This window comes from Acinetobacter calcoaceticus, from assembly GCF_016508255.1.
Lineage (GTDB): Bacteria > Pseudomonadota > Gammaproteobacteria > Pseudomonadales > Moraxellaceae > Acinetobacter > Acinetobacter calcoaceticus_E.
On sequence record NZ_JADVKT010000002.1, the window covers coordinates 340,249 to 353,165 of the forward strand.

The 12,917-nt window shown below is 40.3% G+C and carries 12 protein-coding genes; 5 read left to right on the plus strand and 7 right to left on the minus strand.

The window, feature by feature from the left end; all coding sequences use genetic code 11:
- Positions 1–5: 5 nt before the first annotated feature.
- The gene (locus I5515_RS05550; RefSeq protein WP_199965145.1) at positions 6–815 is read right to left on the minus strand and encodes an enoyl-CoA hydratase; all 810 of its coding nucleotides are present in this window, start codon (positions 813–815) and stop codon (positions 6–8) included.
- 286 nt (positions 816–1,101) lie between these two features.
- Here I5515_RS05550 and I5515_RS05555 point away from each other — a divergent pair, with 286 nt between their 5' ends.
- The gene (locus I5515_RS05555; RefSeq protein WP_199965146.1) at positions 1,102–2,073 is read left to right on the plus strand and encodes an NAD(P)H-dependent flavin oxidoreductase; all 972 of its coding nucleotides are present in this window, start codon (positions 1,102–1,104) and stop codon (positions 2,071–2,073) included.
- A 62-nt stretch (positions 2,074–2,135) separates the two neighbouring features.
- Here the strand turns inward: I5515_RS05555 and I5515_RS05560 are convergent, their stop codons facing one another.
- The 6 genes from I5515_RS05560 to I5515_RS05585 all read right to left on the minus strand — a co-directional run bounded on the left by I5515_RS05560 (position 2,136) and on the right by I5515_RS05585 (position 8,709).
- Positions 2,136–3,308, minus strand: a complete 1,173-nt coding sequence (locus I5515_RS05560) for an MFS transporter (protein ID WP_199965147.1) — start codon at positions 3,306–3,308, stop codon at positions 2,136–2,138.
- Positions 3,309–3,372: 64 nt separating this feature from the next.
- Positions 3,373–4,215: an IclR family transcriptional regulator gene (locus tag I5515_RS05565; protein ID WP_004793097.1), complete on the minus strand. Its 843-nt coding sequence runs from the start codon at positions 4,213–4,215 to the stop codon at positions 3,373–3,375.
- 109 nt (positions 4,216–4,324) lie between these two features.
- Complete coding sequence (locus I5515_RS05570; protein ID WP_199965148.1) at positions 4,325–5,530, minus strand: 3-oxoadipyl-CoA thiolase; 1,206 nt, start codon at positions 5,528–5,530, stop codon at positions 4,325–4,327.
- Positions 5,531–5,544: 14 nt separating this feature from the next.
- Positions 5,545–7,068 carry a 3-hydroxyacyl-CoA dehydrogenase gene (locus tag I5515_RS05575; RefSeq protein WP_199965149.1) on the minus strand — a complete coding sequence of 508 codons (1,524 nt, stop codon included), beginning with the start codon at positions 7,066–7,068 and terminating at the stop codon, positions 5,545–5,547.
- 61 nt (positions 7,069–7,129) lie between these two features.
- On the minus strand, positions 7,130–7,891 hold the full coding sequence (locus I5515_RS05580; protein ID WP_199965150.1) for an SDR family oxidoreductase: 762 nt from the start codon (positions 7,889–7,891) through the stop codon (positions 7,130–7,132).
- A 29-nt stretch (positions 7,892–7,920) separates the two neighbouring features.
- Positions 7,921–8,709: an enoyl-CoA hydratase gene (locus I5515_RS05585; RefSeq protein WP_199965151.1), complete on the minus strand. Its 789-nt coding sequence runs from the start codon at positions 8,707–8,709 to the stop codon at positions 7,921–7,923.
- Between the two features lie 311 nt (positions 8,710–9,020).
- Here I5515_RS05585 and I5515_RS05590 point away from each other — a divergent pair, with 311 nt between their 5' ends.
- The 4 genes from I5515_RS05590 to I5515_RS05605 are packed head-to-tail and all read left to right on the plus strand — an operon-like array spanning position 9,021 to position 12,886.
- Positions 9,021–10,175 (plus strand): acyl-CoA dehydrogenase family protein, encoded by a 1,155-nt coding sequence (locus I5515_RS05590; RefSeq protein ID WP_199965152.1) that lies wholly within the window; start codon positions 9,021–9,023, stop codon positions 10,173–10,175.
- Positions 10,176–10,233: 58 nt separating this feature from the next.
- Positions 10,234–11,517 (plus strand): MFS transporter, encoded by a 1,284-nt coding sequence (locus tag I5515_RS05595; protein WP_199965153.1) that lies wholly within the window; start codon positions 10,234–10,236, stop codon positions 11,515–11,517.
- Between the two features lie 47 nt (positions 11,518–11,564).
- A complete protein-coding gene (locus I5515_RS05600) occupies positions 11,565–12,233 on the plus strand; it encodes a 3-oxoacid CoA-transferase subunit A (protein WP_000608703.1) in 669 nt (222 codons plus the stop codon).
- Positions 12,233–12,886, plus strand: coding sequence for a 3-oxoacid CoA-transferase subunit B (locus I5515_RS05605; RefSeq protein ID WP_199965154.1), 654 nt, complete (start codon positions 12,233–12,235; stop codon positions 12,884–12,886). The genes I5515_RS05600 and I5515_RS05605 overlap by 1 nt, the downstream gene beginning before the upstream one ends.
- The last annotated feature ends 31 nt before the right edge of the window (positions 12,887–12,917 follow it).

The window sequence follows — 12,917 nt, forward strand, 5'->3', positions numbered from 1 at the left end:
GATTTTTAAATTGTCTGTTTATGAAAGTTCGGTTTTCTTTTTTCTTTAAAAGCATTTAATGCTTCTTTAAATTCTGAACCTTGTAAACAGTGCGAGAAAATAGTCGACTCATGATCAATACGATTGAGTAGATCATCAATTGGCATATCTCTTAATAACTTTTTACTCAGTTGTAAAGCTTGGCTTGGTTTGTGGGCAAGTTTGATTGCCACATCTTCAACGACCTGATCAAGCTCAGTTGATTCAAACGTTTCATTCACCAGTCCATAGTTTTTCGCTTGTACTGCCGAAAACTTTTCGCCGAGTAAAATAATTTCAGAAGCACGAGCAAAACCCAATAATCTTGGTAGGATGTAACTTGAACCTGCTTCAGGTACAAGTCCCAAATTCACAAATGGGAACTGAAAAATAGAATTTTGGCTTGCATACACAAGGTCACAATGTAGAAGCATGGTGCTGCCAATACCAATTGACACACCATTTACTTTAGCAATAATTGGTTTTGGAAAGGTTGCCAAGCTTTTTAAAAATACAATCGAAGAGGGTGGTTCAGAACTTGTTGTGTCGCGGGTTTCGAAAGCGTTTACATCATTGCCACTGGTAAATGCTGACCCTTCACCAGTGAGTATAACTACATGAACGTCTTGATGAGTGGCCGCCTCATTTAATGCCTGACTTAGTGCTGAATACATTTCATAATTAATTGCATTCTTCTTGGTGGGATTGCTCATGGTGAGCGTTAATATATTTTTATCTAGTTGCTGTTTAATTGTGCTATTTATAAGCCCACTTTGACTTTTATCATCCTGTTGCATCATTCATTCCTTTAAGTTAACCATATGAAAAATATTTGCTTTTTGATTGAACGAGGCCAAATATTCTCGAAAAATTTCTGATTGGAACTTTAAACTTAATAGTATAATGCTATCGAAAAATAATTCCGTTATCAATTATTTTGTTTTATATTGTGGTATTAAATTTTGTATTGTGAAATTTTGAGTTTGTGTGAGCTTAAAATGGTTACATGATTTATGCGTAAATAAGTACCTAGCCCTGTTAAGGAAATGAGAAGCTAGCTATAAAACAGTGAGTGGAAATAATATGAAAACCAAAATTACAGAATTATTTGAAATTGAACACCCAATTATTCAAGGCGGTATGCATTATGTCGGTTTTGCAGAGCTTGCTGCTGCGGTTTCAAACGCGGGCGGGTTAGGCATTATTACTGGCTTAACTCAGCGAACACCAGAAAATCTGGCAAAAGAAATTGCACGTTGCCGAGAAATGACCGATAAGCCTTTTGGCGTAAACTTAACCTTTTTGCCTACGGTGAATACGCCTGATTATCCGGGTTTTGTAGAGGCAATTATTAAAGGGGGAGTAAAAGTTGTTGAAACAGCGGGGCGTAATCCTGAACAGGTCATGCCTTATTTAAAGGCTGCTGGAATTAAAGTAATTCATAAATGTACGTCGGTTCGACATAGCCTAAAAGCACAGCAAATTGGATGTGATGCGGTTTCTGTAGATGGTTTCGAGTGTGGTGGCCATCCCGGCGAAGATGATGTGCCCAATATGATTTTATTGCCGTTAGCAGCCGATGCATTAGAAATTCCATTTGTTGCCTCAGGGGGAATGGCAGATGGGCGCTCACTGGCTGCTGCGTTAGCCATGGGAGCCGATGGAATTAATATGGGAACGCGCTTTATTGCGACTCAGGAAGCCCCCGTACATGCAAATGTGAAACAGGCAATTTTGAATGCCACCGAAAGAGACACGCGTTTAATTATGCGCGCTTTACGTAATACTGAACGTGTTATGAATAATGCGGCCGTAGAAAAAATCGTGGCAAAAGAAAAAGCGCTCGGCGATAGCATTAAATTTGAAGATATTATTGAAGAGGTTGCGGGCGTTTATCCAAAAGTCATGATTGATGGCGATGTAAATGCAGGCGCATGGTCCTGCGGTTTAGTGGCAAGCTTGATTCATGATATTCCGACATGCGATGAACTCGTTAGCCGAATTGTCAAAGATGCAGAAGATATTATCCGTGGCCGTTTATTGGGGCTTTTATAGGATTTATCCTAGCCTTCTATAACTAACTATTAGCCTACTTTAATATAAGATCAGCACAGCTTTTAACTGTGCTGATCTTTTGCATCACTCACACAATAATAAAGACATAGTACGGCAAAAACTAAGCCTAAAATGCAAACGCCTGTCCATCCGAAGTGTTTCCAAGCGTAGCTTCCTGCTGTTGTACCTAAAGCACCCCCAGCAAAATAACCCGTCATATAAATGGCATTAAACCGTGAACGTAATTCTTGATTAAGTTTAAACACAATACTTTGGTTGGTGACATGAACAGCAGAAAGCGAAGCGTAGAGAATAAGTAAGGCAATAATATAAAAGGCGAAATGATAGGGTAGCAGTGAAAAAAGGATCCAACTTACAATAAGCCCAATGCCGCAATAAATTGAAATTTTGTGGATATAGCCTTGGTCAATAAATTTACCTGAAAAATTGGCAATAACAGTTCCTAAAACACCCACAAAACCAAAAAGTCCAATGGTAAAGTCACTAAAAAAATAGGGTGCCGGAGCCAGAAGCAACGACATGGTGGTAAAGGTGAGGCTTACACAGGCAAATGTAAAACCACCAATATAAGTTCTGGTTCTTAAGCGTCGATTTTGAATAAAAAGCTGTGGAAGTGAACGAATGGTTTTTACATAGTTTTCAGATTTGGTTGGTGGGAATAACCCGATATTACGATGCAAAATAATGGCAATAATGAGTAATAGAAAACCACTCACCAAATAAATAATATTCCATGCAAAAAGCGTAGACATCAGCCCTGAGAGGGAGCGGGCGAGTAAAACGCCCATCATGAGGCCGCTCAGTAAAAAGCCAACGACACGGCCACTTTGTTGAATGGGAACCAGACTTGCAGCTAGGGGTAACAAAAGTTGAGCTGAACTTGAAAATAAACCAGTAATGACAGTGCCGAGTAGTAAAAGATAAATATTGTGCGAGAAACCGCTAATAATTAATCCACTTGAAGCCAATAACATAAAGATAAATAGCAGCTTGCGCTTTTCTATTATGTCACCCAGTGGCATTAAAAAGAGTAAGCCACATGCGTAGGTGATTTGGGCTAGAGTAGGCACCCACGCTGTAGTTGTTTCAGTTAAATTTAGGCTTAGACTAATTGAATGAATGAGTGGTTGGCTAAAATAATTCCCACCCGTACAAATGCCTGCTGCAATCGCCATTAAAATAATGGTTGGGGTATAGAGTGCGTTTTTCATCATGCCTATAGTCATAATGAAAGTGGAACTTTAATCAACACAACCATTACTGTTTTAAATACGGCTGTTAGTGCGTTTCATTCAAAGCATCTTGAATATTGTGCACCATGTGGATTAAACGTGGTCCAATTTCACCTTCAAGTTTTTCCGGGTTTAAATGAAAACTTGGCGCACCACAGTTAAAAACATAAAGACCGTGTTTGGAGCTGACTAAAGGTACAGCCACCGAGTTCACTTCTTTATGCCATTCACCTAAAGACAAGCAGTATCCGTAATCTTGGTAATCACGGAAAGCTCGTTCTAAAGAACGTTTTATGGCTGGCCAGTTTTCGGGATTTTTTTGTTTAAGCGCATCAAGTAGAAAGTTACGTTCGCGTTCAGGGGTCGCAGCTAAGCATGCTCGTCCCATTGAGCTACTATGAATGGGCAAAGTTGAGCCAATTGGACGGCGCATATTTAATGCCGTTTCAATTTGCACAACATCGATATACACCATATTTAATCGGTCACGCGTTGCCATCGCCACAGGGGCTTGAACATACTGACTCAATTCTTCCATATATTGATGAGCAATATTACGGATCGAGATGTTAGATAAGGCTGCATATCCTAAAGATAAAACACCAATGTCTAATGTGTATTTAGTTGAGTTAGGCAATTGTTTTAAATAACCTAATGACACAAGGGTATTGGTAATACGTGCAATGGTTGGTTTTGGTAAACCTGTCATTTTTGCTAATTCTTGGTTGCCAAGCACCTGATTATTTGCAGAAAAGCATCTTAAAAGTTCTAAACCGCGTGCTAAAGAAGCAATAAATTGCGGGTTATTTTCCCGATGTATATGCGAAATAGGATCTAAACGTATCTCATCAAAATTTATTGGTTTTTCAGTTTCCGTGTTTTGAGACATTCGATCCTCAAATATAATTAAAGCAATAGTTTTGCCATTATATTTCGCTCTGCAAAATAAATCCATTCATCACTGCGCTGTTGTGATGAATGGATATCTGTTTCAACGTTTATGCAACGTTTTCAATCACCATTGCGAGGCCTTGGCCTACACCAATACATAGGCTCACCACAGCATATTTCTTTTTACGACGTATAAGTTCGCGTGCCACTGTTAAGCTAAGACGAGCACCAGACGCACCCAGTGGATGTCCAATAGCAATTGCACCACCGTTCGGATTTACACGTGAATCATTAAAATCAATATTTAAGCCTTTTAAACAAGATAAAACTTGTGATGCAAAAGCTTCATTAATTTCAATAATATCCATGTCATCTAAACTAAGACCTGCACGTGCAACGGCTTTTTTAATAGCCTCGATCGGGCCAGCACCCATAATGCGCGGTTCAATACCTGCGGCCGCTGCTGACAAGATTTTTGCCATTGGTTTTAGGCCATATTTTTGACCTGCTGCTTCTGAACCAATCAATAGGGCTGCTGCACCATCATTAATACCTGAAGCATTACCAGCAGTGACCACGCCACCTTCAAAGAGTGGTTTTAACTTTGTGAGTGCTTCAACAGTTGAACTTGGGCGAGGGTGTTCATCTTCTGAAACGAGTTTAGGAGGTAATTTTTTGCCTTGGAAAACCTCAATTGGGGTAATTTCATCGGCAAAGAAACCTTCTTCTTTGGCTTTTTGATATTTGGCTTGTGATTGGGCTGCAAATAAGTCTGCTTGCTCACGACTAATACCAAAATCGACTGCAACGTTATCGCCTGTTTCAGGCATTGAATGACCGCCATACTGAGCAATAATTTTTTTATTTGGAAAACGAGAGCCAATGGTAGTGTCATAAATTTTCGCATCACGGCTATAAGCACTTTCGGCCTTACCCATCACAAAAGGTGCACGTGACATACTTTCTACACCACCTGCAATATAGAGTTCGCCTTCACCACAAGTAATTGCACGTGCTGAGTCAATCACAGCTCCTAAACCACTGGCACATAGGCGGTTTACTGTCTGGCCCGGTACAGTAACAGGTAATCCCGCAAGTAACAGGGCATTTCTCGCTACATTACGACTGTCTTCACCCGCTTGGTTGGTATCGCCTAAAATCACGTCTTCAATATCAGCGCCCGGAACACCAGTTTTTTCTAGTAGTTTTTGAATGACAGTTGCCGCTAAATCATCAGGGCGAATTGAGGCAAGTTCACCTGCATGACGCCCAAAGGGGCTACGTAAACCATCATAGATATATGCATTTAACATTGAGAAATTCCTTTTCAAGATTCATGAGTAAAAGTAAGAGGTAAATGAAGTGCGACACGGCGCTGTAACCACGGGCTAGGGCGGTAACGTGGGTCATGCGTAATTGCTGTTATACGGTTCAGAATGAGTAAAATTTTTTCACTGCCGACTTGATCGCCCCATTCAATTGGACCAAATGGATAACCTAAACCAAGACGTACTGCGGCATTAATATCATCTACCGTGGCAACATTTTGCTGGGCAATATCACAGCCTAAATTAATCACCATTGCTAAAACGCGCTGTGCAACAAAGCCAATACTTTCAGCAATCATACTGACCAGATTTCCATCTAGATTGAAAATAGAGTGAGCTGCCTGACGATATTCAGGTTTAGTAATGAGTGATGGCATTAAGGTTCGATGCTTTGCAATGCCATAAAGCATGTCGATAGCCACGGTTTGCTCTGGATTAACGCCTAGGCGTGTAGCCGCTTGAGTCGTATCTTCGCCGTAACAAGCCAGTAAACATAAGCTATCTGTTTGAGGCTGGGTGTTGGTGTCTAAAGCAATATTTTGCTGAGTTAAATAATTTTCAAGCTGCTTTTTATCATCTAAAAAATCTGCCGCAATCCAAACTTTGGGATATTGCGCTAAACGCTCTACAAACTTCGCAGGTTGTTCACCTGTTTTTGAACCAGTTTCGTAGTTATAAAAACCTTGATTAACCTTACGTCCAAGTTGCTTGGCGTCTAGCATTTGCTTGGTCAGCGGGTTCGGTTTGTAGCGGGCTTCTTCATAATACTGATGATAAATCGACTCCATCACAGGATGAGAAACATCAAGGCCTGTTAAATCGAGTAATTCAAATGGCCCCATTCTAAAACCAACGCCGTCACGTAAAATTCGGTCAATTTCACTAATATCACAGACATTCTCGTTTAAAATTTTGAGCGCTTCGGTTCCATAAGCCCGACCTGCATGATTAATAATAAAGCCTGGTGTATCTTTTGCCACAACAGGGCGATGGCCAAATGCACGAGACAGATCGTTTAAGGCCTCAATAATAAGTAGGTCAGTTTTTAAACCACGAATCACTTCGACCACTTTCATGAGTGGAACTGGGTTAAAAAAGTGATAACCCACAACACGCTCAGGCTTTTTGCAATTTGCCGCAATGGCTGTAATAGACAGAGAAGACGTATTTGAAGCTAAAATGGTATTTTCTGAAACGACCTCTTCAAGCTGCTGCATCAAGCTTTGTTTGATGTCCAAACGTTCAACAATTGCTTCTACAATCAGGTCGCAATTTTTTAAATCTTCAATTTGCTGGGCAACAATTAAATGGCTATTTGCCGTTGCTGCTTGCTCAGGGGTAATTTTATTTTTGTCGACTAACTTCTGAAATGTCGCGGCAAGTTTTTCTTTAGCCTGTTCTGCTGCACCCGCTTTAGTATCATATAAATAAGTGGTATGACCTGACTGCGCGGCAATTTGAGCAATGCCGCTGCCCATAATACCGACACCAATCACAGCCATGCTTTGAATATCATAAGTCATGTCGATCATCCTGATGATTAATCTATATTTGAAATTAAACGGAAAAATAGGGTTTGAGGATTTAGGTTAAGCATTGTTTATCACCATCAATTGGTAAGATTTGACCTGAAATAGAGCGTCCGCTATCTGATGCTATAAATAGGCATAAATCTGCAATATGCTTTGGATTTACAAAATATTTGAGCGACTGATTTTTTAGTGCGTTTTGAGTCACTTCTTCAAGTGAGGTATGGGCTACCTCGGCACGAGCCTGTAATACACGTTGAACCCGATCACCATCAACAGCCCCCGGAAGAATAGCGTTAACCCGAATATTCTCTGCACCAAGTTCCATAGAAAGCGTTTTGGTAAAACCGATCAGCCCCCATTTTGAAGTGGAATAGGCCAAGCGGTATGGATAGCCTAAGCGACCTGCAATAGACGACATATTAATAATTACGCCTGCTTGTGCTTTCTTTAAATAGGGAATGGCTAACTGGGTAATTAAAAAAGTGCTATTCAGGTTTAAATTAATGACCGTATTCCAATCTTCAAAACTTAGTTCATCTGCGGCAACAGTCGGGCCTGAGATGCCTGTGTTATTGACTAAAATATCAATACCGCCAAGTTTTTGAACTGCTTGGCTAAACATCAGCTTAATTTGCTCATGATTAGCTAAATCACATGTGTATATGTGCAGCTTTGGGTAATCTTGCTGAAACTGTTCTAGGCTTTTAGCATTAATATCACAAATGAAAACTTCATCATGATTATTTAAAAATGCTTCGGCAATGCATCGTCCAATCCCTGAACCACCTGCACTAATCAATACTTTTCTGGTCATTTTCATTCCTTTGTTCTTATTGATTTAAATTATTTGCCTTGATAAGACGGTTTACGCTTTTCAATAAAAGCTTGAACGCCTTCATTTTTATCTTCGGTAGAAAACAATAACTGGAATGCTTTACGTTCTAGGGTTAGGCCTGCATTTAATGGAACGTCTTCACTCATAAGGGCGACTTCTTTAATTTGTTGCAGGGCAATTGGAGGCTTTTTGGCTAGGCTTTGTGCCATTTGAATTGCTGTTGGAATAGTTTGGTCGTCTTCTGTGACTTGTGAAACAAGACCAATGGTATAGGCTTCTTCTGCTTTCACCATGGCACCCGTCATAATCATGCGCATGGCATGAAACTTACCGACTGCCCGAAATAAACGTTGTGTACCACCAGCACCCGGCATTAAACCGACTTTAATTTCTGGTTGACCAAAAGTCGCACCCTTACCCGCAATAATAATGTCGGCATGCATTGCAAGTTCACAGCCACCACCTAATGCATAACCATTTACAGCGGCAATCACAGGTTTAGGACACTGCGCAATTGCGTTCCAATAACGTTCAGTGTGTCTTAATAACATTTCTGTTGAAGTTGCAGTTGCCATTTCTTTTAAATCGGCACCTGCGGCAAAAACTTCTTCACCACCCGTAAGCACAACTGCATTGATCTCATCATTAAAACTTAATTCGGTAAAAGCTTGAGCTAATTGTTTGCGAACTTCTGTATTGAGTGCATTTTTAGCATCAGGTCGGTTTATTTTTACTATGGCTACTTTTTGAATAGAAAAGTCGATTTCTACGAAATTGTTCCCTGTTGACACACTCATTTTTGAATTCCTTGTTTCGCATATCAAAACTATATTCCTTTTATGATGCTTATTTTGGAATTTATTTCAAGTCTTATTTAGTTGAATAGCTCATTTGTAAATCTATTTTGATTGTAAGTCATTGATATTGTGTGTTGGTCTATTTTTAAATTTCGTTTAACGAAATTAATTTTCAAAAAAGCTTGAATTTTGTATTTTTGTTCTCGTACTATGAAACACATTCGCAGTAAACAAGATTTAAAACATGGTATCCAGACAAGCTGGAGATGGCTGATGGGTGCGATGTAAATACATAAAAAGGGAGATCACAGATGATCCGTGATGAAGGGATGTTGGAGCAGTTACTTTCAACAATTCGAGATTTTGTAAAAAATGAATTGATCCCTCGTGAAAACGAAGTGGTAGAGAAAGACAAAATTCCGGATGACATTGTGCAGCAAATGCGTGAGCTTGGCTTATTCGGCCTCACAATTCCAGAAGAATATGGTGGCTTAGGCATCACCATGGAAGAAGAAGTAAGAGTCGCATTTGAACTTGGACAAACTTCACCAGCTTTTCGTTCTTTAATTGGCACCAATAACGGAATTGGTTCAAGTGCAATCTTGATTGATGGTACAGAAGAGCAAAAGCAAAAATATTTACCACGTTATGCAAGTGGTGAAATTATTGGTTCATTTTGTTTAACCGAGCCTGAATCTGGTTCTGATGCTGCCTCTTTAAAAACCAGTGCCGTAAAAGATGGCGATTTTTATGTGTTAAACGGTACCAAACGTTTTATTACCAACGCTCCCCATGCTGCAACTTTCACTGTAATGGCGCGAACGAATCCTGAAATTAAAGGGTCGGGTGGTATTTCAGCTTTTTTAGTAGAAGCCAACACACCAGGCATTACCTTGGGCAAAATTGACCAGAAAATGGGTCAAAAAGGTTCGCACACGTGCGACGTGATTTTTGAAAATTGTCGTGTACCTGCATCTGCTCTTATTGGTGGGGTAGAAGGTGTCGGTTTTAAAACGGCCATGAAAGTGCTTGATAAAGGGCGTTTGCATATTGGTGCATATAGTGTAGGCGTTGCCGAGCGCATGTTAAATGATGCACTTCATTATGCCATTGAGCGTAAACAGTTCGGCCAACCTATTGCGAACTTCCAGCTTATTCAAGCCATGCTTGCTGACTCAAAAGCTGAAATTTATGCCGCTAAATGTATGGTTCTAGATGCTGCTCGCCTACGTGATGCAGGACACAACGTCAGTACTGAAGCCTCATGTGCAAAAATGTTTGCAACGGAAATGTGTGGCCGCGTCGCAGATCGCTGTGTACAGATTCACGGTGGCGCTGGTTATATCAGTGAATATGCCATTGAGCGTTTTTATCGAGATGTCCGTTTGTTCCGCCTATATGAAGGAACCACGCAAGTTCAACAAATTATTATTGCTAAAAATATGATTAGGGAAGCTACAACCTAATAAAAAATTAAATGCCATGAGGCATTGGATGCCTCATGTTCCTCCTGAGGATATGGACATGACAACAGAAACAATTACACAAAATACGGCTAGCAATGAAGCTATTCAAACGCCGAAAAAGATTTGGATTACAGCATTTATATTCGCTTTTTTAACATTGTTGTGTGATGGGGCTGACTTAGGTTTTTTGGCATTAAGTCTGACTAGTCTTAAATCTGAGTTTCATTTAAGTGGTGTGCAAACTGGAACATTAGGTAGCTTAACACTTTTCGGTTCAGCAATTGGTGGCCTCATTGGTGGTTGGGCATGTGACCGTTTTGGACGGGTTCGCATTATTGTGTTCTTTATTGCTTATTCTTCAGTTTTAACCTGTGCACTTGGCTTTACTGACTCTTATATGCAATTTGCAGTTTTAAGAACATTTGGAGCGATGGGCTTAGGCGCACTTTATATTGCCTGTAATATTTTAATGTCAGAAATGGTTCCGACCAAACATCGTTCGACTGTTTTGGCAACCCTCATGACAGGTTATACCTTGGGTTCTTTACTCGCGACCTTATTGGCAGGACATATTATTCCTGAACATGGCTGGCGTTTTCTGTACTGGATTGCAATTACCCCTCTAGTGTTATCAGTTTTGATGCACTTTTGTGTGCCTGAACCTGAATCATGGAAAAAAGCCCGTCAATTAAAAACTTTAGAGGTGGCTCAAAGTACACACCCTAGAAAACGTCAAAATCCATATCTTGAGATTTTAAGAGATAAAAAACATGGCACCATGTTTGTGCTTTGGATTATCAGTACAGGTGCTTTGCAGTTCGGTTATTACGGCGTAAGTAACTGGTTACCGGCTTATTTAGAGTCCGATCTTGGCATCAAATTTAAAGAAATGGCCATGTATATGGTCGGTACCTTCCTGATTATGATGTTTGCCAAAGTGATTGCAGGGATCGTGGCAGATAAATTGGGTCGCCGTGCTGTGTTTGCATTTGGAACCATTGGTACAGCACTCTTTATTCCTGTCATTGTCTATTTAAATACACCTACCAATATTTTATGGATGATGCTGTTCTTTGGTTTCCTTTACGGTATTCCATACGCAATTAATGCCACGTATATGACGGAAAGTTTCCCAACTTCAATTCGTGGTTCAGCAGTGGGCGGTGCTTATAACATTGGTAAAGTGCTTTCAATTTTCTCTCCATTAACAATTGGTTATCTGTCTCAAAATGGTTCTATTGGCTTAGGACTTTTGGTGATGGCCGCTGCGTACTTTATCTGTGGCGTAATCCCGTTGTTATTTATTAAAGACCGACTATTTAACCCGCAAAAGGCAGAGTGACAGATCAATCTGTCACCTTAAATTAAGGATGAAAAGGGACAAGTGAGATGATAAATAAAATCACCAGTGACATTGAACCAATTTTAAAAGCTATTCCTGATGGAGCAACCATCATGACGGGCGGATTCGGTGTTACAGGGCAACCTGCTGAATTAATTGAGGCCTTAATTGATTTAGGAAAAAAAGAACTCACGATTGTAAATAACAATGCAGCTTCTGGTGACCGTGGTTTAACAAATCTGATTATTGCTGGCTGTGTAAAAAAAATGATTTGTTCGTTTCCAAAATCTGCTGGATCAACCGTTTTTCAAGATTTATATCGTGCGGGAAAAATCGAGTTGGAACTGGTTCCGCAAGGTAATTTGGCTTGTCGTATTCAGGCTGCGGGTGCAGGTTTGGGTGCTATTTTTACTCCGACTGGTTATGGCACTAAAGTTGCCGAAGGTAAAGAAACCAGAACCATTAATGGTAAAAATTACGTACTTGAATATCCACTTGAAGCTGACTTTGCATTGATCTATGCCGATAAAGCCGACCGCTGGGGTAATTTAACCTACCGTAAAGCGGCCCGTAATTTTGGGCCAATTATGGCAAAAGCTGCCAAGACCACGATTGTTCAAGTCAATGACACCGTAGAGCTAGGAACGCTTGACCCAGAGTGCATTATTACACCGGGAATTTTTGTACAGCACGTTGTAAAAGTAGGAGATATCTAATGTCAGTTCAAAAACGTTCTCGTGAAGATATTGCCAAACTCATTGCCAATGATATTCCCGAAGGTTCTTATGTCAATTTAGGTATTGGCTTACCGACCAACGTTGCTAAGTTTCTGCCAAAAGACAAAGAAATCTTTTTACATTCGGAAAATGGTGTTTTGGCTTTTGGTCCACCGCCACAACCGGGTGAAGAAGATGAAGATTTAGTCAATGCTGGCAAAGAACTCGTGACTTTGTTAGACGGTGGATGCTTTATGCATCATGGTGACTCATTTGACATCATGCGTGGCGGTCATTTAGACATTTGCGTGATTGGGGCTTTTCAAGTTGCTGTAAATGGAGACTTGGCAAATTGGCATACTGGTAAAGCAGATGATGTCCCAGCCGTAGGCGGTGCTATGGATCTGGCTGTCGGTGCTAAAACGATTTATGTCTACATGGAACATGTCACCAAAAAAGGTGAGTCCAAAATTGTAAAAGAGCTTACATACCCAATGACGGGTGAGCAGTGTGTAAACCGTATTTATACCGATTTATGCATTATTGAACTCAAAGACCAAAAAGCTTATGTCACGGAAATGGTAGAAGGCTTAACTTTCGATGAATTACAGGCAGTCACAGACTGTGAGCTGATAGATGCACGTGTAGCCTAAATTACACACGGAAAAACGCTTCTTTAAGGAT

Excerpts from the sequence above, each read along its gene's own strand:
- I5515_RS05550 (WP_199965145.1), bottom strand. The coding sequence starts at position 815 with ATGCAACAGGATGATAAAAGTCAAAGTGGGCTTATAAATAGCACAATT.
- I5515_RS05555 (WP_199965146.1), top strand. The coding sequence starts at position 1,102 with ATGAAAACCAAAATTACAGAATTATTTGAAATTGAACACCCAATTATT.
- I5515_RS05560 (WP_199965147.1), bottom strand. The coding sequence starts at position 3,308 with ATGATGAAAAACGCACTCTATACCCCAACCATTATTTTAATGGCGATT.
- I5515_RS05565 (WP_004793097.1), bottom strand. The coding sequence starts at position 4,215 with ATGTCTCAAAACACGGAAACTGAAAAACCAATAAATTTTGATGAGATA.
- I5515_RS05570 (WP_199965148.1), bottom strand. The coding sequence starts at position 5,530 with ATGTTAAATGCATATATCTATGATGGTTTACGTAGCCCCTTTGGGCGT.
- I5515_RS05575 (WP_199965149.1), bottom strand. The coding sequence starts at position 7,068 with ATGACTTATGATATTCAAAGCATGGCTGTGATTGGTGTCGGTATTATG.
- I5515_RS05580 (WP_199965150.1), bottom strand. The coding sequence starts at position 7,891 with ATGACCAGAAAAGTATTGATTAGTGCAGGTGGTTCAGGGATTGGACGA.
- I5515_RS05585 (WP_199965151.1), bottom strand. The coding sequence starts at position 8,709 with ATGAGTGTGTCAACAGGGAACAATTTCGTAGAAATCGACTTTTCTATT.
- I5515_RS05590 (WP_199965152.1), top strand. The coding sequence starts at position 9,021 with ATGATCCGTGATGAAGGGATGTTGGAGCAGTTACTTTCAACAATTCGA.
- I5515_RS05595 (WP_199965153.1), top strand. The coding sequence starts at position 10,234 with ATGACAACAGAAACAATTACACAAAATACGGCTAGCAATGAAGCTATT.
- I5515_RS05600 (WP_000608703.1), top strand. The coding sequence starts at position 11,565 with ATGATAAATAAAATCACCAGTGACATTGAACCAATTTTAAAAGCTATT.
- I5515_RS05605 (WP_199965154.1), top strand. The coding sequence starts at position 12,233 with ATGTCAGTTCAAAAACGTTCTCGTGAAGATATTGCCAAACTCATTGCC.